We start from the raw sequence: 22,438 nt of genomic DNA on the forward strand, positions 1-22,438 counted from the left end.
TCCTCCAACCTAGGCGTCACCCAGTGGCCAAGAAAGGGGCAGAGGTCCCGTTCCCGAGCCGCCGCGCCTCCTCGGGGTGTGACACGATCAGGGACGCAGCCGAACAGGGAGACGACCATGAGTGACGAGCGCGAGTACGAGCCGAGTACCTGGGACTGGGTGGCCGATCAGGTGGCCGCCTACGAGGCGTCGGGTGGCACCGAGGCGAACACGCTGATGGACACGGGCATCCCGATCATCGTGACCACCATGGTCGGTCACAAGTCCGGCAAGATCCGCAAGGTGCCGCTGATGCGGGTCGAGCACGAGGGCGAGTACGCCCTGATCGCGTCGAAGGCCGGCATGCCGAGCCATCCGGGCTGGTACCACAACCTGGTCGGCGCCACCCACGTGCAGGTGCAGGACGGTCCCGAACCGCGCAACTACACCGTCCGCGAGGTCACCGGTGACGAGCGCGACGAGTGGTACGCGCGGGGCGTCGCCGTCTACCCGGACTATGCCGACTACGCGGTGTCGGCCGCCGAGCACGGGCGCACCATCCCGGTTTTCGTCGCCACACCCGCAGACTGAGGCCGGCGATGTCGAGATCCCTGACGTGGACGGCGCGGCTCGTCGCGCTCGCCCTGACGGCGGCGGCCTGCGGGTCCCACGGTTCGGACGTCGAGGAGGTCGTGGGGTCCTTCGCCGACCCTCCCACGGCGACCGGTGACGATCTCGCCGCCACCCCGACCTCCACGACGAGCTCGACGACGACAACGACAACGACCGCATCACCGTCCTCATCGACGAGCTCGACCACGCTCGCACCGACGACGACGGCGACCAGCGGGCCGACCGGAGCCGTCGGCGACCCGTTCGCGTACGACGCGCCGGCGGCCGTGCAGATGGACAGCTTCGGTGACGCCGACGATTCGGTCTGGAACGTCGTGGTGTCACCGCCGGCCGATGTGACCGCCGCGGTGCTCGCCGCCAATCAGTTCAACGATCCGCCGCCCGACGGGGTCGTCTTCGCCGGGTTCCGCGTCGAAATGACACTGGCGTCGGCTGGGAAGGAACCGCTGTCTCCCTCGTTCAACTTCTCCTGGGAGATCCTCGGCGGCGCGACGGCGACGGCGTACGACGCCTTCACGGTCGAGCTGGAGGGCTTCGGCTGCGGGGTCACACCGGACGACTTCGACGACTTCAGCGAGGTCTTTGTCGGCGGCACGCTCGACGGGCTCGTCTGCATCCCACTGCCGAGCGAGGACCTGAGCGATCCGGGCACGGCGGTCGCCGTCCACCACATCTCGGACAGTCGCACGGTGTTCGCGGCGGACGGGTCCCCCGGTGTTGCCGCGCCGGTGCCGGCGCCTCGCGACGACATCAACTCGGGGTCGGGCGACGGCACCCGCGTGGCCCCTCACCCGTACGGCGGGCCGGTCGAGATCACCCTGGACACGTTCGGCGACGCGGACGGGTCGGTCTGGTCCGTCCAGGTCGAACGGCCCGAGGACATCACCGACGCGGTCCTCGCCGACAACCAGTTCATCGAGCCGCCGCCCGCCGGCGTTCGCTACATCGGCTTCGAAGTGCGCATGCGCCTGCTCGAGGCGGGCAAGGAACCGCTCGCACCCGGCTTCAACTTCACCTGGGAACTGCTCGGGGGCGAGACGCGGGCCGTCTATCGGGCCGGCACGATCGAGACCGGGAACTTCGGCTGTGGGCCCGTGCCGCAGGAGTTCGACGACTTCACCGAGGTCTTCGTCGACGGGCTCCTCGAGGGGTGGGTCTGTGTGCCGCTCCCGGTCGGGGACGTCGACCACCCGTCGACCCAGGTGGCCATCCACCACAGCGCCGATTCACGGTCGATCTTCGGCGAGGTCGCCTGAGCGGCGACCCGGCCGAGCCGGCCGTGTCAGTTGATCGCGGCTTCGAGCTCGGCGACCGCGAACGTGACGGCCGTCGTCAACGCGACCTCACCCCAGACCTCCCAGCCGGTGGGATCCTGATCGGTCTGTTGCCAGATCGTCCAGATGACGGTCGCGGATCCGGGGAACGGACCGGCGGCCGCGGACTCGAAGGTGTACGCACACTCGGTTGTCTGCCGCTCGCCCCGGTCGGGTTGCCAGACGGCCGTGGCATCCCCGACGCAGACGTGCCGATCACCGTTCCCGAGGTCCCACACGACGTGACGGAACACCGGCCGCACCGTGGCCCACACGGGGCCGGCCTGGGCGGAGACGGCGTCGTAGTCGAGGCGGTTCGTGACCGCGAGCCAGGTCGGCACGCCGACGACATGGTGCGTCGCGGGCGCCGTCGCGATCACCGGCGACTCGAACGCGATGTGCTCGACGGCATACGCCGCAACGGTCTGCGTGGTGATCGCCGGGCCGGGTTGCGCGGCGGTCGGGTCGTGGACGACGACGACCGGATAGGTCGGATCGTACGGTTCCAGATACGGATGATTCCCATGCTCCCAGCAGGACCACAGGTACGACTGCCCGACAACGGGGTCGGCGAGCACGAAGTCGATCACCTGGAGGCCGCCGAGATCCACGGCGAAGTACGCGCACCGAAGTCGGGGACCGTCGTACGGCGTGCCGGGACCGGTCGTGACCTCGATCCCGCCCGGGTAGGACGCATGGACCGTCAGGACGTGGTCGTCGAGATCGACGCCGGTGCCGCCGAGTTCGGTCTCCTGGGCGCCGACCCTGGGGGTGACGGCGAGCACCAGGAGACAGCATGCGACCGTGACGAGTGGGTGCGAGGTCATGTGACAGAAACTAGATGAAATCCATTGAAAAGCAAGGAAAGCTCGATAGGGCGGACCATGGCTCGACCCGCCCAGGTCCGAGAAATAGGTCAACTGGCCCACGAAGCGTGACGAAGGAGCGCCATGCCGCTCGTGCTCGCCGTGGAGGATCCGTCCGTTGCCGGCGCGCGCGCCGGGGACGCCTTGGCGTGGGCCGATCTGTACGAGCGGTTCCAGCCGGTCCTCGTGCGCTATCTCGAAGTCGTGGCCCCCGACGACGTGCAGGACATGGACTCCGTCTGGGAACGGGCCGGCCGAGCCCTGGCGGGTCAGCCCGAGGGGGTGGACCCCCTCGTCTGGCTTCTCCGGGTGGCCCGGGATGGTCGGGTCCTCTGTCCGTCGCCTGACGACGCCGACGATCCGACGATCAAGTGCATCCGTCGTCTCCGCCCCCTGGAGATGGATGTCATCGCGCTACGCGTGATCGCCTCGCTCTCCGACGAGGACGTGGCCGTCGTGACCGGTCGACCGATCGAGCGCATACGCATGGCGGGGCACCTCGCGGTCGCGAAGCTCATCGATGAAGGAGCCGCATGACGGCCAGCCCGTATTCCGACGCGGCGTCGATCCTCGACGCAGCCGCAGCCGGCGAACGTGCGCTCGGCTTCGAGGCCGTCGGCGACCTGCTCATCGATCTTGGTCGGACCACCCCGGTCACCAACGGCGAGGCGATGCGGAGTTCGGCGGTCGCCGCCGCGGCCGCAGCGTCCGCGCCGGGTGCCATTGCGGGGATCACGGCGTTCGCCAAGCCGCTGGTGGTCATGCTCGGCCTCAGCGTTCTCGCGTTCGCGATCGGGATCTCGTTGCGCTCGCCGGGCGGGGCGGGGACCATCACGGTTCGTCCCGCGGCCGCCGACCGGGTCGGCGTGGAGCGGGTCGTCGACCCGTCTTCGACCGACCCCGGAGGGGCCGCGGTCGCCGCCGAGGTCGACGCTGCGGTGGAGCCCGATGCGTCCCGCGATGGCTCGTCGATCGAGTCGCCGGATCCGGGCTCGAACGATGCGCCGACGCCGCCCTCGGCCACCGCAGCAACCGGCCCACCGGCGACCGCGGCCCCCACGACCGACGCCCCCACGACCGCGGCCCCCACGACCGACGCCCCCACGACCGCGGCCCCCACGACCGACGCCCCCACGACCGCGGCGCCGACGACGGCGCCGGAACCGGTCGACACGACTTCATCCACCAGCACGACGACGGTGGCACCGACGACCACCGTGCCGACGACCACGTCCGAGGCTCATGGGAACAACGGCAACGGCAACGGCAACGGCGTCGGCAACGGCAAGGGCAACCAGGGGAGCGGCAACGGAAATGGTGGCAACGGGAACGGAGAACCGCCCGGTGAGTGACGTCCGCCCGTCTTCGGCCCCGACCCGCGTCATCCACGACGCCCAACGGGGCGATCAGGCAGCCTTCGACACGATCTTCCGGATCCATCAACCCGGCCTGCTGCGGTATCTGCGCGCGGTCGCTCCGGACCTCGCGGCCGACGTCGCGTCGGCGACCTGGGAGTCTGTGGCCCGGTCACTCCACCGATTCTCGGGCGACGGCGACGACCTGCGCGCCTGGTTGTTCACGATCGCTCGCCGTCGCCTCACCGACGAGGTGCGCCGCGCGAGCCGGCGGCCACTACGGGTCGCGAGCCCGCCGGAGGATGTCGACGAGCGGACTGCTGCCGACGCGGCCTGGGGCGAACCGGATTGGGCGGAGGCGGTGTTGCGGAAGATCCCGACCCGCCAGGCCGACGCAGTCGCCCTCCGGGTCATCGGCGGCCTGTCCGTGGCCGAGACCGCGGACCTTCTCGGCGTGACCCAGCAGAACGTGCGGGTCCTCTGCCATCGGGGGCTCGGCGCGATCGCCGAGGTCCTCGGCGTGGACCGGGCGGGCACGCGCTCGGAGAACGCCGAAACTCTTCTCTCCGTCGTGTAACGCCCGAGCGGGCGCGAACGATCTCCAAGCATGAACGAGATCACACTCCCGAAGTCCGAGGCCATCATCGACGCAGGTGCGACGGGTGCGACCGTCCCGGGCCACGAAGAACTCGGCCAGGTGTTCGCGGCGTTGCACGCGCCCGGCGAGGAGACGGTGGCCGCTCCGGATGTCGCGGTTCGAACGGGTGCGGTCCGGCGGGTTGCACGGCGAACGGCTGTCGCTGCGACCGCGGCGGTCCTCGGCGTTGCCGGCATGGCGGCGGCGGAGTCCGGCGTGCTCGATTCGGTACTGCCCGGGCCGGATCCTGTGGTCGAGATCGCCGACGGGGCGCAGCAGGAGGGTGGCGAACCCGAGGCCGTGGCCACCGCGGATGACGACGACCACGACGCCCCGGCCGAGGGTGCGCCAGCGTCAGCCGAGCCGAAGGGGCACGAGGTCGAGATCGAAGGTGTGGACACCAGCGATGGTGTGGACGACGAGGAACTGGCCATCGCCTGCGACGGCGTCGGTAACCACGGGGAGTACGTCCGTCTCGTCGCCCGCGACAAGCTGACCGAACACGACGGTACCCATGGCGACCGCGTCAGTGAGGCGGCCAGCTCCGATTGCGGCAAGCCCGAGTCCGGCGACACCGACGACGGTGACGAGAACGAGGCAGAGACCGACGACGACGAGGCCGACGAGGCCGACGACGAAGCCGACGAGGCCGACGAGGCCGACGAGGTCGCCCCGGGGAACGGGAAGGCAAAGGGCCACTCCAACGGCAATGGCAATGGCAATGGCAACGGTCACGGGCGCGGAAACGGTAACGGCCACGCTCACGATGTCACCGACGAGTGACAAGCCGGGTCGACCGGGGCGCGCCACGTGGCGCGCCCCGGTCGCTCAGCCGGCCTGGACGAACTCGATGACCTGCTGATAGGTCGGCCGGTTGGTCGAGCGGAAACGATCCGGGATCAGGCCCGGGACGAATCCCGACGTTCGACCCTCGCGGCGCCAGGCGCTCGGATCGTCGCCGTGCTCGGCGGCCAACTCGGCGACGCGGTCGTCGATGGCGGCCCACAGGTCGGCTCGGCACCGGTCGAGATCGCCGGCGCCGCAGTACTGGAGATTGAAGGTGCCCTCGACGGGCTGACCGAGCAGGGTCCGCAGGTCCTTGTCGATGATCGACGACTCGTCGATGCCACGCAGGCCGATGTCGTCGTTGCGCAACGGTTCGAACACCGGGTCGAGCGCCGCGACCTGCACCGGGCCCCACAGCTCGGCGGCGATCATCGCCCCCGGCTCGTCGTAGTCGCCGTCCTCGTCCGCGTCGAGGAGGGGGGCGTCGTCGGCGAGCCAGGCGTCGAGGATCGAGATGACCTCGGCGGAGAGCTCGGAGGGAGCGTCCCTGCCGGCGAGCACCTCGCTGATCACGGCCCAGACCGGGGACAATGTGTCCTCCGTCGCGGCGCGGTTCATGATCGACACGACATCGGACAGCACGGCCTCGTCGGGCCACTGGTCGAAGAGTTCGACGCGATGATGCGAGCCGAAGTTCGTGGTGTCGCCGTGCATGAACCCAGGCGCCGACTGGTTGTTCCAGTTGAGCAGCCGGCCGTCTGAGTGGCTCGTACCGTGCGGGTGTTCGTCCTGCTCGAGGAAGCCCTGCCACTCGTACTCGCCGGTTCCGAGGGTCGGGAGGCGCCGGTCGAGGCCCTCGGCCCGTTCGGGAAGGTAGCCGGACGCGAAGTAGGCGATCCCGTCGCGGTTGGCGTAGCCCCAGTTGAAGGTGAAGCCGAACTTGTTCGCGGCCTCGAAGAACGCCTCGGGCGTGTCGGCGTCGCCCTCGGTCATGTCCTTCAGGGCGGCGAGGTTGAAGCCGTCGCGGCCGAACGTCGATCGGGCCCGCGTGAGCGCGATCGGTTCGCCGTCGACGAGAGCGGTTCCGATGACCGGGCCGTGCACGGAGGTCGGGTACGCGATCGGCACGCCGCCGAGGGTGCCCGCCTCGAAGATCTCGAACGGCACGCACTCGCCGTCGTGCATGTACGAGCCCGACTCGCGGGTCGGGGTGGACCCGTCCGGCTCGCACAGCACCTCCGCGAAGACGTCTCGCACGTCCTGGTTGGCCGAGGTCAGGCTCCACGCGTAGTCATCGCTGCGCCCGATCAGGATGTAGTGGGCGAGGCCCGGAACCGCCGCGCCCTGGGCCTCCCACTCCGGCGTCTTCAGATGGATCTGGAGCACGATCTCCGGGTAGTAGTAGCCGAGTTGCGGGCCCATGACGGCGAGCGTGTTCCCGGTCGCGGAGGCCTCGGGGGAGACCGTCAGCCAGTTCGATGCGTTGCGGCTCGGCGGGTCGCCTGCAGCGTCGACGAGACCGATGTTGATGACGCCGCCCGGGGTCGAGCCGGGCTGGGGGTCGGTCGGGTCGAGCGAGATGATCGACCCCTCGTCGATGACGACCGAGCCGGTGACCTCGCCGCCGGTGAGCGCCGGATAGTCGAAGCGCGCCTCGAGGGTCGTCGGCGCTTCGGGGTCGTCGGTCTGGAGCAGGTCCTCCCAGGCGGCGCGACCGGTCTCGTCGCCGAGCCGGTTCTGGAGCTGCGACAGGAACTCGGCGTTCGAGGCCTCGCCGCCGCCACCGGCGCCGAAGATCGATCCGATGAACGCGGTGGTGGCGATGATGTCATTGACCGTGAAGGGCTCGACAGCCACCTCGGGGTGGGCGGCCAGGTACGCGTTCGCGCCGTCGGCGTACGCCTGGGCGTCGGCGATGATCTCCTCACCCTCGGGAAGCGTCGTGCGGATCAACTCGACCTGGTCGGTGACGAGCTGTTCAGCCGCCTCGCTGGGCACGAAGGGGGTTGCGCTCGTCACGAGGGAGAAGGCGTCGATGCCGGGGATGTCGGCCACCGCAGCCCGCGACGGGCCGCGGCCGAAGTTGATGAGCAGCTCGCGATCGCGCAGCGTCACCCAACCGGCACCGAAGGCGACGTCCTCGCGGGTCTCGCCGGTGACGTGGGCGATGCCCCACTCGTCGTATTCGAGGGTCAGGCCCTCGCGTCCCGTCTCGATCACGGTCGTCTCGCCGATCGGCGCGAAGTCCTGGGGCAGGAAGAACTCCTCGATGTCGGCGTCCGTCACGTTCCCCCGCAATGGGGTCAGGCCGTCGTACAGCGCGAGCTGGTCGAGGGAGTTCTCACCGGTGGGAACGCCGCCGAAGTTGCCGGGCGGCAGCACGTAGTACGCCCGGTCCTCCGTGGGCGCCTCGACCACGACCTCGCCGTCGTCGTCGCCGTCGTCGGCGGTCGTGGAGTCGTCGGACCCGTCGTCGCCGGTGCCGTCGTCGGTGGTCTCCCCGGACGGGTCGGGCGGGTCGGCCGCGGGGTCGTCCTCGCCGCACGCGGCGGCGATCAGGGCGAAGGCGAGTGCGGTCGCGAGCAGGCGGCGAACGAAGCGTGCGGTCATGTGGGTCCCCTCCGTGACGCGGCGAGCCTAGGCCGGGTCGGGGAGGGAGCGTCCAGACGAGTTACGCCCGCCGCGGCGTACCATCGGGCCGATGCCGACACAGGAGCGGGTCGACCGCGCCATGGACGCCTTTGCGAAGAAGGTGGCGCACGAGCTCGCGTGGGCCGGACGCGGCGAGCGTGGCCTGTCCACCGAGGAGGCCCGTCGGGTGGCCCGGCTCGAGGCCCGCCGGCTCCTGACGGCGATGGCGCTCGTGGACGGTCGGCACTCGCCGGGTGAGCCGGCATGGACGGGGATCGGGATCGAGACGCGCGAGGAGGCCCGAACCTTCCTCGCGAAGCCGTCGGACGTCCTGGAGCTCCTCCTGTCGACCGAGGGCCGCAACGGGGCCGCCGTGATCGTCTACGCCCACCACGCCCGCCACCTGATGCGCACCGCGGCCGCGGTCGATGGCGTCACGGGCGACCACGAGCTGGTCGGCCTCCGCATGCTCGACGAGGTGTTGCGGGATCCCGAGCACGAAGCGGTGGTGGCCGCCGAGACGGACGCGGACCGCGACGAGCCGAACGAGACGGTCGACGACGTGCTGGCGGAGCTCGACGGGCTCATCGGTCTCGACGCGGTGAAGACGGCTGTCCGCGAGCTGGTCAACGTGACGATCGTGGAGAAGATGCGCGTCGACGTGGGACTCCCGGTGCCGGAGCGCACGCACCATCTCGTGTTCACCGGGAACCCCGGCACGGGCAAGACCACCGTGGCCCGGCTGCTCGCTCGCGTCTTCGCCGCCCTCGACATCTTCGATCGCGGTCATCTCGTCGAGGTGCACCGAGCGGACCTCGTCGCCGGCTACGTCGGCCAGACCGCGACCAAGACCGAGGACGCGGTGAACGAGGCGCTCGGCGGCGTGCTGTTCATCGACGAGGCCTACGCGCTCGTGGGGGAGGGGCGGGACTTCGGCGACGAGGCCATCACGACGCTCGTGAAGCTGATGGAGGACCATCGCGACGACTTCATGCTGGTCGCGGCCGGCTACCCGGTCGAGATGCGGGCCTTCGTCGACGCCAACCCGGGCCTGGCGAGCCGGATCCGGGCCGAGGTCGACTTCCCCGACTACACGCCGGACGAGCTCGTCGCCATCACCCGGGTGATCTGCGACGCGAACGGCTACGACGCCGCGGTCACCGACGAGCAGCTCGTCGCCCATTTCACGTCGGAGGCCATCGAGCTGAGCAAGGGGAACGCCCGCCATGCCCGTCGCGCGTTCGAGGAAGCCACCGTGCGGCAGGCCACCCGCCTCGTCGCCGCGACACCGGATCGGGACGCGCTGCGGGAGCTGACGGCCGCCGACTTCGGGCTCGGCGCGCTCTAAACGCTCCCGTCCGGTCCGTCCCCGCTTGTACCGTCACGGCGTGGGATCGATCCAGGTCAGCCATCTCGGATGGTCGCTGCCGGGCGGCCGGATGCTGCTCGACGACGTGGGCTTTCGCGTGGGCGAGGGCGAGCACGCGGCGCTTGTCGGCGCGAACGGCGCCGGGAAGTCCACGATCATGCGTCTCGTCGCCGGCACCGAGACGGCGGCCGAGGGCACCATCTCCGTCCAGGGTTCGATGGGCGTGATGACCCAGCTGGTGGGCTCGCTCGACGAGGCGGTCACCGCGCGGGACCTCTATGTCTCCCTGGCCTCCACCGAGATCCGCGAAGCGGCGACGCGGCTCGCCGACGCCGAGTCCCAGATGGTCGCGGGCACCGACGACGGCATGAAGTACGCGAAGGCGCTCGACCGGTGGGGCGGCATCGGCGGCTACGACGAGGAGGTTCGCTGGGAGGAGTGTGCCCACCGCGTGACCGGTCGGTCGTGGACGGAGGTCGCCGACCGCTCGATGGCGACGTTCTCGGGAGGCGAACAGAAGCGCATGGCGCTCGAGTACCTGCTCCGCTCCGAGCACGAGGTGCTGCTGCTCGACGAGCCCGACAACTTCCTCGACGTCCCCGGCAAGGAGTGGCTCGCCGAGCGGCTCCGCGAGAGCGCCAAGACGATCCTCTACGTCAGCCACGACCGCGAGTTGCTCGCCGCGACCTCCGACAAGGTCATCACGATCGAAGCCCACGGCGCCTGGACCCACGGGGGATCGTTCGCGACCTGGCGTGAAGCCCGGGAGCATCGGCTGGAGCTCGCGAACGACGAACAGCGCCGGTGGGCCGAGGAGCGCAAGCGGCTCGTCCGTCACATGCGCGAGCAGAAACGGCGCGCCGCGATGAGCGACGCGAACGCGAGCCGCGCCCGCGCCGCGGAGACGCGGCTGCGCCATTTCGACGACGAGGGTCCCCCTCCGGAGGCGGCGAAGGACCAGCGCATCGAGATGCGGCTCGCCGGGGGTCGCACCGGCAAGCGGGTGGTCGTCGCGGAGCAACTCGAACTGACCGACCTGACGTTCCCCTTCGACCTGGAGATCTGGTTCGGCGAGCGGGTTGCCGTCGTCGGTCGCAACGGCACCGGAAAGTCGCACTTCCTGCGCCTGCTCGGCCAGTGGACGGGCGAGGAGGTCGACCCGGCCTGCCCCGTCGCGCACGAGGGATCGTGGAAGCTCGGCGCGCGGGTCGTGCCCGGCCTGTTCAACCAGACCCACGACCAGCCGGAGCTCGTCGGCCGCACGGTCCTCGAGATCCTCGCGGACCGTCACCTCGCTCGCGGCCCGGCCATGAGCCGGCTCCGGCGCTACGAACTCCAGGGGCAGGCCGACCAGGCGTGGGAGACGCTGTCCGGTGGGCAGCAGGCGCGGTTCCAGATCCTCCTGCTCGAGATCGACGGAGCGAACCTGCTCCTGCTCGACGAGCCGACCGACAACCTCGACGTCGCCTCGGCCGAGGCACTCGAAGCCGGCCTGGAGGTGTTCGAGGGCACGGTGGTCTGTGTGACCCACGATCGCTGGTTCCTGCGCTCCTTCGACCGGTTCGTGGCCTTCACCGGCGACAACGAGGTCGTGGAGCTCGATGATCCGGCCGACGCCTGGGCGTCGTGACGGGCCCGTCTACGGCTCGGGCGGGGCGACGAAGTCGATGAGCTCCTCGACGGCGCGCAGCATCGGGGCCTCGAGGTCCTGCCACGAGTCGACCTGGCCCAACACCTGCTTCCAGAACTCGCCGGGCGACGCGTTGCTCCCGAGCGCGGCGATCACGCCTTCCTTCCACGGTTGACCCTTCGGAATCGTCGGCCAGGCGTCGATGCCGAGCACGGTCGGCTTCACCGCCTGCCAGACGTCGACGTACGGATGGCCGGTGATCAGCACGTTCGGGTCGTCGATCTCGGCGGCGATGCGGGTCTCCTTCGATCCGTCGACGAGATGGTCGAGCAGGATGCCGAGGCGGCGGCCGGGCGTCGGCCGGAAACCGCGGACCCGCTCGGCGAGGTCGTCCGCACCTTCGAGCTGTTCGACCACCACCCCTTCGACCCGCAGGTCGTCACCCCACACCTTCTCCACGAGTTCGGCGTCGTGGATACCCTCGACCCAGATGCGGCTGGCCCGCGCGACGCGGGCCGGGACGGCGCCGAGATCGATCGACCCCGATGCGGTCAGCGTCGGCTCACCCGCGGTCGGGTCCGGGGGCACGAGTTTCACCGGCACGCCCTTGCCGTCGATCGCGGCGCGTACGGACCCGTCGGCGTAGCGAACCGTGTGGTCCTTGCCGTGGCGGTCGCGCAGCACGAGTCGGGGCGGACGGAACTCGACGAGCGCACCGACGATCCCCGAGCCCCGGTCCTCCAGGACGAGCCCCCGGTTCGCCGTCATCACCGGGCGTTGCCTGGCGCGCGCCGCGCGCGACCCGCTCGGGTCGTCCAGGTCGATCATCTCGAGGCGGCGCTCGTCGGAAGCCATGGCCGAGAACCTACGGCCCGCCTCATGGGCGCGGGTGGAGGGCCGATGATGCGAGTGTGCACTCCGTGAGTACTCACTCGCATCGTCGTCTAGGGTGGTGGGCGTGACCGAGCCTGTTCGCTACCGCGTCGAGGACCTGGCCGAGGCCGCCGACGTCGCCGTCGACACCGTCCGCTACTACCAGCGCCGCCGCCTCCTGGCCCCGCCGGTCAAGGAAGGGCGTGTCGCCTGGTACGACGAGGCGCACCTCGCCCGACTGCGCGAGGTCCGCCAACTCGCCGAACGCGGCTTCACGCTCGCCCAGATCAAGGAGTTGTCGACCCAGGACGCCTCGGGCCTGCTCGCCGATCTGGCGGCCCAGCACGCCGCGGACCCCGACCTCGACAAGGCCGAGCTCGCCCGCCGGGCCGAGGTGCCGGAGTTCATCGTCGACCTCGTCGTCGGCGCCGGGCTGCTGGTGCCCTCGGGTGGTGACGGCGACACCGCCCGCTTCCCGGCCGACGCCGTCGACATGCTCGTCGCCGCCCGCACGCTCGTGAGCGAGGGTGTGTCGCTCGAGGAGCTGACCGCGTTGGCGATGCGCCACGCAACCCATGTCGAGGACGTGATCGACGATGCCATCGAGCTCTTCAAGCGCCACAGCGATCGTCGCGGTGGCGACCGCGCCGAGCTCATCGGGCTCATGCATCGTCTCGTGCCGGTCGCCAGCGATCTCGTCGGTCGCCATTTCGAACGCACCCTGTTGACCCGCGCCCTGGCGCGTATGGGCGACGACCCTTCGTTGGCCGACGCATTGAGCGGTGGTCTGGTCGTCCTCGCTCGGCGGCTCGACGAACGGGTCGACCCGCTGGCGGTGTTCGCCGCGGCGGGGGACGAGCATCGCACCGTCTGGATCCGCCCGGATCGTGCGTTCTCCGTGGTGGGCCTCGGCGCCGTCGAGACCATCGCGCCGGTCGGTGACGGGCGCTTCTCCGCGGCGTCCGCGGCGCGGGCCGCGCTGGCCGCTCGGGTGCGCCGCACCGGCCCCTCCGAGGCGCCGGCGCCGATGCTCGTCGGCGGGTTCTCGTTCTCGTCGTCGGGGTGGGGTGGCCCCGTGGGCGGGACCGGCCGCGGCCCGGACTGGTCGGGCTTCCCCGAGACGCACTGGGTCCTGCCGGAACTCACATTCGTCGATCGGGTCGACGGTTCCTGGATCCTGGCCGCGGCGCGCATCGTCGCGGGGGAGCAGGAGAGCGATGCGATCGATTCGCTGGACCGCCGCATCGATGCCATCTGCGCCGACCTGCCGGCGCCGCTCGAGGTCGAGCTCGACTATGACGACGGCGACGTCTCGTCCGAGGGAGCGACGGCGGCGGCGTACGAAGCGATCGTCGCCGACGCCGTGCAGTCGATTGCCGCGGGTGAACTCGGCAAGGTCGTGCTCGCTCGCACCCACGACGAGGTCGGGGTCGAGCCGGTGACCGTGCTCGCCCGCCTACGTGAGCGCTATCCCGGGTGCGCGATCTTCTCGTTCGCGGTCGGTGATCGGCACTTCCTGGGTGCGTCGCCCGAGGAACTCGTCAGTCTCGACGGCCGCCAGGTCCGCACCGCGGCGCTGGCCGGCACGACCGGGGTCGGTTGGGACGAGACCAGCGACCAGGGCCTCGCCTCCGAGATGCTCACCTCGGCCAAGATCCGCGCCGAGCACCAGTTCGTCGTCGACGACATCACCGGCCGCCTCGCCGCGCTCGGACTCGTCGGCGACACCCCGGTCGAACCCGAGGTGCTTCGCCTGGCCCGACTCCAGCACTTGCGCACGCCCATCACCGCCCGCATCGAACGGCGAGCGGGCGGGGTGAGCGACATGGACGTCCTGCGGGTGGCCGGCGTGCTCCATCCGACGCCGGCCGTCGCTGGCACGCCGACGGCCGCGGCGGTCAACTGGCTCGAGGCCCGCGAGGCCTTCGACCGGGGTTGGTACGCGTCGCCGGTCGGCTGGTGTGATCTCGACGGCAACGGCGAGCTGCGCGTTGCCCTGCGCACCGCGCTCGTCGATGCGTCCTCCGGCCACGCGACCCTGTTCTCGGGCGCCGGGATCGTCGCCGAGTCGGACCCGGCCGAGGAGCTCGCCGAGACCGGCGTCAAGCTCCGTGCCCTCCTGGATGTGATGGACAAGTGAGCCCCGATCCGACCCCCGATCCGACCTATGACGTCATCGCCGCGTTTGCCGCGGGGCTCGTCGAGCACGGGGTCGCCGATGTCGTCATCAGCCCGGGGTCACGGTCGACGCCGCTCGCCGTCACGCTCCACGCCCAGCCGGCGCTCACGACCTGGATCCAGCTCGACGAGCGGTCCGCGGGCTTCTTCGCCCTCGGCCAGGCCAAGGCGACCGGTCGCCCCTCGGTGCTGGTCTGCACGTCGGGAACGGCAGCCGCCAACTATCTGCCCGCCGTGGTCGAGGCCCATCACGGCGGCATCCCGCTCATCGTCTGCACCGCCGACCGGCCCCCCGAGCTGCGGGACTGGGGTGCCGGCCAGACCATCGATCAGATCGGCATCTTCGGGTCGTGCACCCGATGGGCCCCGGAGCTCCCCGTCGCGGGCGAGTGGCGCCCGGCGCAGGCCCGCATGGCCGCCCACCGGGCCGTCGACGCCGCCACCGGATCTGCACCCGGGCCCGTTCATCTCAACTGGCCCCTCCGGGAGCCGCTCGAGCCGCTCGGCGCCGTTCCCGTCGTTGCGGTTCCGAACAGTGCTGCGACGGAGCGTCCGCCCGTGGTCTCCCTCGCGCCGCGGGTCGCGCCGATCGACCTCCCCGGGCGCGGGGTGATCGTGATCGGTCCCGACGCCGGCCTCGGCATCGCCGCCCAACGCGACATCGCCGCCGCGGCACTCGCCGCCTCCGCCCGCACTGGGTTCCCCGTCGTCGGTGAGCCGATCTCCGGGGTGCGCCGCGCCGGCGCCACGGACGGCCTGCCCATCGCGACCGCCGACCATCTCCTGAAGGTCGATTCCATCGCGGCCGAATTGGTGCCCGATGTCGTCGTGCGGGTCGGCGGCTCGCCGACCACCAAACCCGTCCGGCTCTGGATGGAGCGACATCGGCCCCGCACCGTCCTCATCGATCCCGCCCGACGCTGGCACGACGCCTCCTTCACCACCGTCGATCATGTCGCGGCCGATCCGGTCGCCGTCCTCGACGCGTTGGCGTCCACGCCGGAGCCCGGCTGGACCGATCGCTGGCGCGAGTTGGACGCCGCGGCGACCGCCACCGTCCGCCGGGAAACGACCGACGACGAGCACGACGGCGGCCCGCTGCTCAGTGCGTCGATCACGGCGATCCTCGCCGATGCCGTCCCCGACGGCGCGCTCGTCATGACCTCGAACTCGATGCCGGTCCGCGATCTCGACGCCTTCGTGCCGCTCGATGGCCCGACGATCGACTTCGTCGGCAACCGCGGCGCCAGTGGCATCGACGGCATCACCTCCACCGCCCTCGGACTCGCCAGTCGACACGACGGGCCCGTCGTGCTCTACACCGGCGACATCGCGCTGCTCCACGACCTCGGTGCGCTCTACAGCGCCCGACGGGCCGGCCTTCGTCTCACCATCGTCTGTGTCGACAACGACGGCGGCGGGATCTTCGCGATGCTGCCCATTGCCTCGTTGCCCCCGGACCAGGGGACAGGTGTGGACTTCGAGACGCTCTTTCGTACCCGCCACGGGCTCGATCTCGCGGCGCTCGGTGGGCTCGGCGGGGTGCACGTCACCGAGGTCACCGATGGGGCGGCGCTTCGGCGAGCGATCTCGTCGTCAGTTTTGCTTGACGGAGGCGACGATGTGTCAACCAAAACTGACGACGGCATCCACCTCATCCTCGTGCGGATCGACCGTGATGCCGATGTCGCCCAACGCCGCGCCGTGACCGCCGCCGTGGGAGGGGACGTGGGAGGGGACATGGGAGGAGACATCGCGTGAGCGACGTGCTCGTGCACGAGCTCGAGTTGATCGGGGATGTCTCGCTGCGCGTGGAGGAGCGGGGTGACGGATTGCCGATCGTCCTCCTCCACGGCTTCACCGGCGATGCCTCGACGATGGGGATGCTGGCCGAACCGCTGGCGAGCAGTCGGCGGGTGTTGGTGCCGGACCTGATCGGCCACGGCGGCTCGACGAGCCCGCACCCGGAGGCGTACGGCGTCGACGAGATCGTCGGGCAGCTCCTGGAGATGCTCGACGAACTCGGAGTCGACGGCGCCGTGGACCTCGTCGGCTACTCGATGGGCGGCCGGGTCGGGTTGACCTTGGCGTGCCGGCATCCGTTGCGGGTGCGGTCGTTGACGCTCATCGGCGCGTCGGCAGGGCTGGCGACGGAGGAGGAACGGCGCGACCGGCGCGACGCGGACGAGGCCCTCGCCCGTTCGATCGAGGTCGACGGACTCGACGCGTTCGTCGACCGATGGATGGCCAACCCGCTGTTCGCGACCCAGGCGCGGCTCGGGGAGGACCGGCTCGCCGAGTTCCGAGCCCAGAGGCTCCGCAACGACGGCGCGGAGCTGGCTCGGAGTCTGCGGGCCGCGGGAACGGGGTCGATGGAACCGCTGCACGACGCGGTCCCGGCGTGTCCGGTGCCGACCACCCTGGTGGTGGGGGCCGACGACCCGAAGTTCCAGGCGATCGCCGAGGACCTGCGTCGCGTCATGCCGGACGCGACGGTCGCGACCGTCGACAACGCCGGTCATGCCGCCCATGTCGAACAACCCGAGGCCGTGCTGGAGATCGTGGAGGACCGGCTGCGACGAGCGGTGACCGTGCAGATCGCCGATGCGCGGCTCCCGCTCGTCGCCCCGCTGACGACGGCCGCCGGCGTCACCGACGTCCGCCACACGTTGTTGTTCGGGCTGACCGACGACGGCGCCACGGGGTGGGGCGAGGCCGCGCCGCTTCCCGGATGGTCGCCCGAATCGCTCCCGGCGTGCCGGGCCGCGCTGCCGACCGCCATGCCGGCGGTGGAGTTGGATCTGGAGCCGGTCCTGTCGGAGCGAACGTTCCCGGCGCGAGCCGCGGTCATCGGGGCGGCCCTGGATCTGCGGGCCCGCCAGGCCGGCCGGTCGCTTCGCGAGCATCTCGCGGCGACATATCGGCGAGCAGAGGCGGCGGACCGCGTCGCGGTGAACGGCGTGGTGTCCGCGACCGATCCGGAGCAGGTGGCGGTGGAGGTCGCGTCCCTGGCGGAGCGGGGCATCGGCGTCGTGAAGCTCAAGGTCGCGGCGCTGGACGTGAAGGCCGACACGGCCCGCATCGCCGCCGCCCGCGCGGCGGCGCCCGGAATGGTGCTGCGGCTCGACGCGAACGGCGGCTGGTCGACCGAGGAGGCGGTCGACGCCCTCCGGACGTTCGCCCCCCATGACATCGCCCTGTGCGAGGAACCCGTGCGCGGCGTCGACGAGATCGCCGCGGTGGGCGCCGCCGTCGAGATCTCCGTCGCGGTCGACGAATCGGTCCGCGGTCTGCCGGACACGCGGCGGGTCTGGGCGCACGCGGGTGCGATCTCCACCGTCGTCATCAAGCCCCAGGCGATCGGCGGCGATGACTTCGCCATGGTCGCGATCGCCGAGGCTCGACGAGCCGGAGTGGACGTCATCGTGACGACGATGATCGACAGCGCGGTCGGCGTCGCCCATGCCGCGCACGTGGCCGCCGCCGCGGCCCTGCCCGGTGCGCACGGCCTCGACACGTCCCGCCTCCTGGCGGTCGATGTCGCGACACCGCTGCCGATCATCGACGGCGAAATCCGCTTTCCCGACGAGGCGGGCCTCGGCATCGGCGCCGTTTCGCCGGGGGGCGGGCACGGGTCCTAGCCTGCGGTCGTGGATCTCTACATCATCCGGCACGGTCGACCCGAGCGACAGGTCGTCGCGGAGGGCGACGCCGCCGATCCGCCCCTCTCCGAGATCGGCCACCAACAGGCCAAGCGCATCGCCGGGTACCTCGAACACGAGGGGATCCACCACGTCGTCTCGTCGACGATGACCCGGGCCCACCAGACCGCCATCCCCACCGCGGAACTGCTCGGCACCGAGATCGAGCTGCTCGCCGACATCGTGGAGTCCGACAATCGCAGCACCGTCTACGTCCCCGCCGAGGAGATGTCGCCCGACGATCCGGACACGGCCCACTTCTTCGAAGGCAACATCCACGACCATGTGTTCAGCGAGGGCATCGACGTCTTCACCGAACGGGTCACCCGGGGGTTCCAGCACATCATCGACACGAACAAGAGCCGCAAGGTCGCGGTGTTCTGTCACGGCATGGTGACGTCGATCTTCCTACGCTCGATCCTCCAGTTCCCGGACCCGCTGTCCCTCTCGGTCGACTACTGCGGACTGACGCGAGTGCGGGCGGCCTCCAACGGCATCCGCACGGTGCGCTCGATCAACGAGACCCACCATGTCCGCGACCTGATCGAGTGGTGACCGCATGAAGGCAGTCCGCGTCCTCGACGGCACCCCGACGCTGGTCGATGCCGACACCCCGGCACCGGGCCGGACCGGGAACCAGGTCCGGGTGAACGTGGCCGCGGTCGGGATCTGCGGGTCGGACCTCCATCTGCTCGACCTCGGGTTCGCCGAGGGTCGGGTGCTCGGGCACGAGATCAGCGGTCACCTCGACGACGGCACTGCCGTGGCGATCGAGCCGTTCCGCTCCTGTGGAGCGTGCGGGCCGTGCGAGAACGGCGACCGGCATCGCTGCGACGAGACGAAGGACATCATCGGGATCGCGAGCGACGGTGGGATGGCCGAGCACCTGCTCGTCCCCGACGACGCGCTGGTCCCGCTCGCCCCCGGGGTCGACATCGGGGATGCGTCGTTGGTCGAGAACCTCGCGGTCGCCGTCCATGCACTCAACCGGGCTCGGCTCGAGCCGCGCGACCGCGTTGCCGTCGTGGGGGCCGGCCCGATCGGGTTGGCGACCGCCGCGGCGCTCCGCCGGAGCGGCTTCGCCGTGTCGATCGCCGCCCGCCACGACCATCAGCGGGCCGCGGCCGGGCGCATCGGGGCCCACGTCATCGACGACGCCGACGGTCAGGAGGGCGACTTCGACGTCGTCTTCGACGCGGTCGGCAACACCGCCTCGCTGGGGGAGTCCGTGCGCCGCGTCGCCTACCAGGGCCGGATCGTGATGGTCGGGTCGTTCTGGGACCAGGTCGGGATCGACGTCGGCATCCTCATGCAGGAGGCCGAACTCATCCCCGCGATGATGTACGGCCGCACCCCGAACGGCCGCGAGATCGACGGCGCGGCCCGACTGCTGGCCGAACTCCCCGAGCTGGGGTCGACGCTCATCACCCACCGGTTCCCGCTCGATGCCGCGCCCGAGGCGTTTGCCGTCGCCGGCGATCGGGCGGCGGGTGCGATCAAGGTCGTCCTCGAACCCGGTCGCTGACCGTGGACGAGCCCTACGCCGACCCGCCCCGCTCGACCGGACCGCTCACCACGCCCGGCGAGGATGCCGTGGTCGACATCGACGACCGCTGGGGATCGATCGAGGACGCCGACCTCGCCGGACCGCTCGACATCGCCGCGTGTGACCGTCTGGAGATCCGCGGGTCGTCGCTCGCGGGTGTCAGCTTCACCGGCGGTGGCGATGTCGAGATCGAGGCCGTGGACTGTGCCTTCACCGACTGCGATCTCAGCGGTCTGCGGTTCACGCAGCTTCAGACCTCCTCGTTCGTCGGATGCAAGCTGTCCGGCGTCGATCTGACATCGGCGCTGTTGCGAGACGTGCGCATCGAACGGACGGTGCTGCGGCTCACGTCCATCCGCATGGCCGAGATGGAGCGGGTGGCGTTCGTCGACAGCACGCTCGAGGAGATCGACTGCTACGAGACCCGGTTCGCCCACGTGGACGTCACGGGTTCGGCCCTACGCGAGGTGGAACTCGACAAGGCCACGTTCTTCCGCGTCGACCTCCGGGGGGCCCTCGAGCTCGACCTGCGGAAGTGTCGTCGGTTCGACGGCTGCCTCATCACCGACGACCAGGTCCTGGCGCTCGCGTACGTGCTCGCGGGGGCGACGGGAATCTCGATCGACCGTTCCGCGTTGGAGACAGACGATGACTGATGCACCTGACCGCAGCGACGAGTGGGAGCGCCTCCGGACGGCCCACCTCGCGCCCGCCGAGAACCGCCCGCGGTCGTCGGCCAGAGGGGTCCACCATGTCGCCCTGCTGTCCCATGACGTCGAACGGACGATCGCGTTCTACCAGGACCTGCTCGGCTTCCCGTTGACCGAGCTGTTCGAGAACCGTGATTACGAGGGATCGACCCACTTCTTCTTCGACATCGGCAACGGCAACGCGCTCGCGTTCTTCGACTTCCCGGGTCTCGGGCTCGAGGACTACGCCGAGGTGCTCGGCGGGCTCCACCATCTCGCGATCTCGATGCCGCCCGACGAGTGGGCCGACAAGAAGGCCCGGCTCGAGGCCGCCGGCGTCGACCTCCACCAGGTCGAGACCTCGCTCTACTTCCGCGACCCCGACGGCGCCCGCATCGAACTCATCAGCGACCCCCTCGGCGAGATGTACGGCACCCCCATCGGCTGAGTTGAGACGCCGGGGTCAGAGTCCCGTCCCACCTTCGGTCGGCTCGTAGCGCCACCCGGCGCCGTCGGTCAGGACCCGGCCGACCGGATCGACGGGGAAGTGGGTGCCGGCGATGACGGCGCCGGACCGGGCGTGTTCCGCGAAGAAGTCCTTGCGGGTGCGCCGGGCCAGGTCGGCATCGTGGTCACCGACCTCGGCGATGTCGGGCGCGGCGAACTGGAACGGATGGTGGAGCAGATCGCCGGTGATGACGAGGGTGTCGGCGGTGGTCGCGACCTCGATCGACACGTGGCCCGGCGTGTGCCCCGGCGTCGACACCAGCCGGAGACCGTCGCCGAGATCGTGATCGGCGGCCACCTCGTCGGCGAGTCCGGCGCGCAGGATCGGCTCGATCGACTCGGCGAAGGGACCGGCATCGCGGGCCCGCACCTCCTCCGACGACGCCCACTCGAGCTCGTCGCCCACGTAGAGATGCCGCGCATTGGGGAACGTCGGCCGCCACTCGCCGTCGACGCAGTGCGTGTCCCACCCGATGTGGTCCTCGTGGAGATGGGTGTGGACGACGAGATCGACGTCGGGCGGCTCCACACCGCACGCCCGCAGCTCATCGAGCCAGGGCAGGTCCAGTCCGTTCCAGAACGGCATGTTGAGGTGCTTGCCGTTGCCGACGCAGGGGTCGACGAGGATGATGCGCCCCGCATGGCGGAGGACGAACGCCTGCACCCGGAACGTGATCGCGGCGCCACCCTCATCCGCCATGCCGGCGGGTAGCCAGGCGAGCGACGGCTGCACATCCGCCGCCGACGCGTCCGGGTAGAAGGCCTCGACGGGGACGTGGCGGGTTTCGGCCTCGACGAGCGAGGTGATCGTCGTGTCGCCGATGTGCCAGGTCGCGGGGGAGGCCATGGGTCACGGTAGCAATCCTCGGCGTGGCGATGGCCGCCCAATACCCTGACCGGATGTCCGTCACCCTCGTCGTCATGGCCGCCGGTCTCGGCTCGCGCTTCGGGGGCACGAAACAGCTCGAGCAGGTGGGCCCCAACGGCGAGGCGTTCCTCGACTTCTCGATCCTCGACGCCACCGCGGCGGGCGCGGAGAAGGTCGTCCTCATCGTCCGCAGCGAGATCGAGGACGACGTGCGCCGCCATGTCGAGCCCCGCCACCCGGACCTCGACATCGCCTACGTCCTCCAGGACCGCCACGGACCGAAGCGGGACAAGCCGTGGGGCACCGGCCATGCCGTGCTCACCGCGGCGCCGGAAGTGGACGGGTCGTTCATCGTGGTCAACGCGGACGACTACTACGGGCGCAGCACGTACGCATCAGCCGTGCCCCTCGTGGCCGAGCTGCCGCCGAACCGGGCGCTGCTCGCCGGCTTCAAGCTGGCCCACACGCTGCCGGCGGACGGCGAGGTCAGCCGCGGGGTGTGCGAGGTCGACGGCGACCGGCTCACGAGCCTGGTGGAGACGCACGGGATCGGGCGCCGGGCCGACGGCACGGTCACGTCCACCGATCCGGTGGCGACGCTGACCGACGACACCGTGATGTCGATGAACTTCTGGGGGTTTCCCCACCGCGTCTTCGACGAGCTCGAGGCCGGCTTCGCCGCATTCCTGCAGGAGCACGGGCGCGAGGAGAAGGCGGAATACCTGCTGCCGAGCGTCGTGCACGAACTGATGGCGAGCGGCGAGTTGACCGTCGGCGTGGTGCCGACCGACGAGCCGTGGGTCGGCGTCACCAACCCGGCCGACCTCGAGGTGGCCCGCACCACGATTGCCCAGCTCAGGGCCTGAATCGCCGCTCC

20 protein-coding genes are annotated in these 22,438 nt (G+C 70.7%); 16 read left to right on the top strand and 4 right to left on the bottom strand.

Annotated elements, in window-relative coordinates; all coding sequences use genetic code 11:
- The first annotated feature begins 117 nt into the window (after positions 1-117).
- Positions 118-570: a nitroreductase family deazaflavin-dependent oxidoreductase gene (locus R8F63_01235; GenBank protein ID MDW3217208.1), complete on the top strand. Its 453-nt coding sequence runs from the start codon at positions 118-120 to the stop codon at positions 568-570.
- 8 nt (positions 571-578) lie between these two features.
- Positions 579-1,868 (top strand): hypothetical protein, encoded by a 1,290-nt coding sequence (locus R8F63_01240; GenBank protein ID MDW3217209.1) that lies wholly within the window; start codon positions 579-581, stop codon positions 1,866-1,868.
- Positions 1,869-1,894: 26 nt separating this feature from the next.
- Here the strand turns inward: R8F63_01240 and R8F63_01245 are convergent, their stop codons facing one another.
- Positions 1,895-2,752 carry a hypothetical protein gene (locus R8F63_01245; protein MDW3217210.1) on the bottom strand — a complete coding sequence of 286 codons (858 nt, stop codon included), beginning with the start codon at positions 2,750-2,752 and terminating at the stop codon, positions 1,895-1,897.
- A 123-nt stretch (positions 2,753-2,875) separates the two neighbouring features.
- On the opposite strand from R8F63_01245, the gene R8F63_01250 reads away from it, so the two are divergent.
- Genes R8F63_01250 through R8F63_01265 form a run of 4 tightly spaced genes read left to right on the top strand, consistent with a single transcriptional unit; the run spans position 2,876 to position 5,566 of the window.
- Positions 2,876-3,328, top strand: a complete 453-nt coding sequence (locus R8F63_01250) for a hypothetical protein (protein MDW3217211.1) — start codon at positions 2,876-2,878, stop codon at positions 3,326-3,328.
- On the top strand, positions 3,325-4,143 hold the full coding sequence (locus R8F63_01255) for a hypothetical protein (GenBank protein MDW3217212.1): 819 nt from the start codon (positions 3,325-3,327) through the stop codon (positions 4,141-4,143). Before R8F63_01250 ends, R8F63_01255 begins: the two co-directional genes overlap by 4 nt.
- Positions 4,136-4,723 carry a sigma-70 family RNA polymerase sigma factor gene (locus R8F63_01260; GenBank protein ID MDW3217213.1) on the top strand — a complete coding sequence of 196 codons (588 nt, stop codon included), beginning with the start codon at positions 4,136-4,138 and terminating at the stop codon, positions 4,721-4,723. Before R8F63_01255 ends, R8F63_01260 begins: the two co-directional genes overlap by 8 nt.
- Before the next feature lie 30 nt (positions 4,724-4,753).
- Positions 4,754-5,566 (top strand): hypothetical protein, encoded by an 813-nt coding sequence (locus tag R8F63_01265; protein ID MDW3217214.1) that lies wholly within the window; start codon positions 4,754-4,756, stop codon positions 5,564-5,566.
- A gap of 45 nt (positions 5,567-5,611) precedes the next feature.
- Here R8F63_01265 and R8F63_01270 read toward each other — a convergent pair whose 3' ends face one another.
- Complete coding sequence (locus R8F63_01270; protein MDW3217215.1) at positions 5,612-8,179, bottom strand: penicillin acylase family protein; 2,568 nt, start codon at positions 8,177-8,179, stop codon at positions 5,612-5,614.
- A gap of 91 nt (positions 8,180-8,270) precedes the next feature.
- Between R8F63_01270 and R8F63_01275 the strand changes: the two genes are divergently transcribed.
- A complete protein-coding gene (locus tag R8F63_01275) occupies positions 8,271-9,548 on the top strand; it encodes an AAA family ATPase (protein MDW3217216.1) in 1,278 nt (425 codons plus the stop codon).
- A 40-nt stretch (positions 9,549-9,588) separates the two neighbouring features.
- On the top strand, positions 9,589-11,199 hold the full coding sequence (locus tag R8F63_01280) for an ATP-binding cassette domain-containing protein (GenBank protein MDW3217217.1): 1,611 nt from the start codon (positions 9,589-9,591) through the stop codon (positions 11,197-11,199).
- Between the two features lie 9 nt (positions 11,200-11,208).
- Here R8F63_01280 and R8F63_01285 read toward each other — a convergent pair whose 3' ends face one another.
- Positions 11,209-12,054 carry a DUF3097 family protein gene (locus R8F63_01285; GenBank protein MDW3217218.1) on the bottom strand — a complete coding sequence of 282 codons (846 nt, stop codon included), beginning with the start codon at positions 12,052-12,054 and terminating at the stop codon, positions 11,209-11,211.
- 103 nt (positions 12,055-12,157) lie between these two features.
- Here R8F63_01285 and R8F63_01290 point away from each other — a divergent pair, with 103 nt between their 5' ends.
- From R8F63_01290 to R8F63_01320, 7 genes are read left to right on the top strand one after another with little or no spacing between them, the layout of a single operon-like run.
- Positions 12,158-14,212, top strand: coding sequence for an isochorismate synthase (locus R8F63_01290; protein MDW3217219.1), 2,055 nt, complete (start codon positions 12,158-12,160; stop codon positions 14,210-14,212).
- The gene (menD, locus tag R8F63_01295; GenBank protein ID MDW3217220.1) at positions 14,209-16,011 is read left to right on the top strand and encodes a 2-succinyl-5-enolpyruvyl-6-hydroxy-3-cyclohexene-1-carboxylic-acid synthase; all 1,803 of its coding nucleotides are present in this window, start codon (positions 14,209-14,211) and stop codon (positions 16,009-16,011) included. The genes R8F63_01290 and menD overlap by 4 nt, the downstream gene beginning before the upstream one ends.
- Positions 16,008-17,891: a 2-succinyl-6-hydroxy-2,4-cyclohexadiene-1-carboxylate synthase gene (gene menH / locus R8F63_01300; protein MDW3217221.1), complete on the top strand. Its 1,884-nt coding sequence runs from the start codon at positions 16,008-16,010 to the stop codon at positions 17,889-17,891. Before menD ends, menH begins: the two co-directional genes overlap by 4 nt.
- A gap of 9 nt (positions 17,892-17,900) precedes the next feature.
- Positions 17,901-18,506 (top strand): histidine phosphatase family protein, encoded by a 606-nt coding sequence (locus R8F63_01305; protein ID MDW3217222.1) that lies wholly within the window; start codon positions 17,901-17,903, stop codon positions 18,504-18,506.
- A gap of 4 nt (positions 18,507-18,510) precedes the next feature.
- Positions 18,511-19,476: an alcohol dehydrogenase catalytic domain-containing protein gene (locus tag R8F63_01310; protein ID MDW3217223.1), complete on the top strand. Its 966-nt coding sequence runs from the start codon at positions 18,511-18,513 to the stop codon at positions 19,474-19,476.
- A gap of 2 nt (positions 19,477-19,478) precedes the next feature.
- A complete protein-coding gene (locus R8F63_01315) occupies positions 19,479-20,153 on the top strand; it encodes a pentapeptide repeat-containing protein (protein MDW3217224.1) in 675 nt (224 codons plus the stop codon).
- Positions 20,146-20,634, top strand: coding sequence for a VOC family protein (locus R8F63_01320; GenBank protein ID MDW3217225.1), 489 nt, complete (start codon positions 20,146-20,148; stop codon positions 20,632-20,634). The genes R8F63_01315 and R8F63_01320 overlap by 8 nt, the downstream gene beginning before the upstream one ends.
- A 15-nt stretch (positions 20,635-20,649) precedes the next feature.
- Here the strand turns inward: R8F63_01320 and R8F63_01325 are convergent, their stop codons facing one another.
- Positions 20,650-21,540 carry an MBL fold metallo-hydrolase gene (locus tag R8F63_01325; protein ID MDW3217226.1) on the bottom strand — a complete coding sequence of 297 codons (891 nt, stop codon included), beginning with the start codon at positions 21,538-21,540 and terminating at the stop codon, positions 20,650-20,652.
- A gap of 53 nt (positions 21,541-21,593) precedes the next feature.
- On the opposite strand from R8F63_01325, the gene R8F63_01330 reads away from it, so the two are divergent.
- On the top strand, positions 21,594-22,427 hold the full coding sequence (locus tag R8F63_01330) for an NTP transferase domain-containing protein (protein MDW3217227.1): 834 nt from the start codon (positions 21,594-21,596) through the stop codon (positions 22,425-22,427).
- The last annotated feature ends 11 nt before the right edge of the window (positions 22,428-22,438 follow it).

It is taken from the genome of Acidimicrobiales bacterium (genome assembly GCA_033344915.1).
In the GTDB taxonomy this organism is placed as follows: domain Bacteria; phylum Actinomycetota; class Acidimicrobiia; order Acidimicrobiales; family Aldehydirespiratoraceae; genus JAJRXC01.

Coding starts and splice junctions, on each gene's coding strand:
- R8F63_01235 (MDW3217208.1), top strand. CDS start 118: ATGAGTGACGAGCGCGAGTACGAGCCGAGTACCTGGGACTGGGTGGCC.
- R8F63_01240 (MDW3217209.1), top strand. CDS start 579: ATGTCGAGATCCCTGACGTGGACGGCGCGGCTCGTCGCGCTCGCCCTG.
- R8F63_01245 (MDW3217210.1), bottom strand. CDS start 2,752: ATGACCTCGCACCCACTCGTCACGGTCGCATGCTGTCTCCTGGTGCTC.
- R8F63_01250 (MDW3217211.1), top strand. CDS start 2,876: ATGCCGCTCGTGCTCGCCGTGGAGGATCCGTCCGTTGCCGGCGCGCGC.
- R8F63_01255 (MDW3217212.1), top strand. CDS start 3,325: ATGACGGCCAGCCCGTATTCCGACGCGGCGTCGATCCTCGACGCAGCC.
- R8F63_01265 (MDW3217214.1), top strand. CDS start 4,754: ATGAACGAGATCACACTCCCGAAGTCCGAGGCCATCATCGACGCAGGT.
- R8F63_01270 (MDW3217215.1), bottom strand. CDS start 8,179: ATGACCGCACGCTTCGTTCGCCGCCTGCTCGCGACCGCACTCGCCTTC.
- R8F63_01275 (MDW3217216.1), top strand. CDS start 8,271: ATGCCGACACAGGAGCGGGTCGACCGCGCCATGGACGCCTTTGCGAAG.
- R8F63_01285 (MDW3217218.1), bottom strand. CDS start 12,054: ATGGCTTCCGACGAGCGCCGCCTCGAGATGATCGACCTGGACGACCCG.
- R8F63_01310 (MDW3217223.1), top strand. CDS start 18,511: ATGAAGGCAGTCCGCGTCCTCGACGGCACCCCGACGCTGGTCGATGCC.
- R8F63_01320 (MDW3217225.1), top strand. CDS start 20,146: ATGACTGATGCACCTGACCGCAGCGACGAGTGGGAGCGCCTCCGGACG.
- R8F63_01325 (MDW3217226.1), bottom strand. CDS start 21,540: ATGGCCTCCCCCGCGACCTGGCACATCGGCGACACGACGATCACCTCG.
- R8F63_01330 (MDW3217227.1), top strand. CDS start 21,594: ATGTCCGTCACCCTCGTCGTCATGGCCGCCGGTCTCGGCTCGCGCTTC.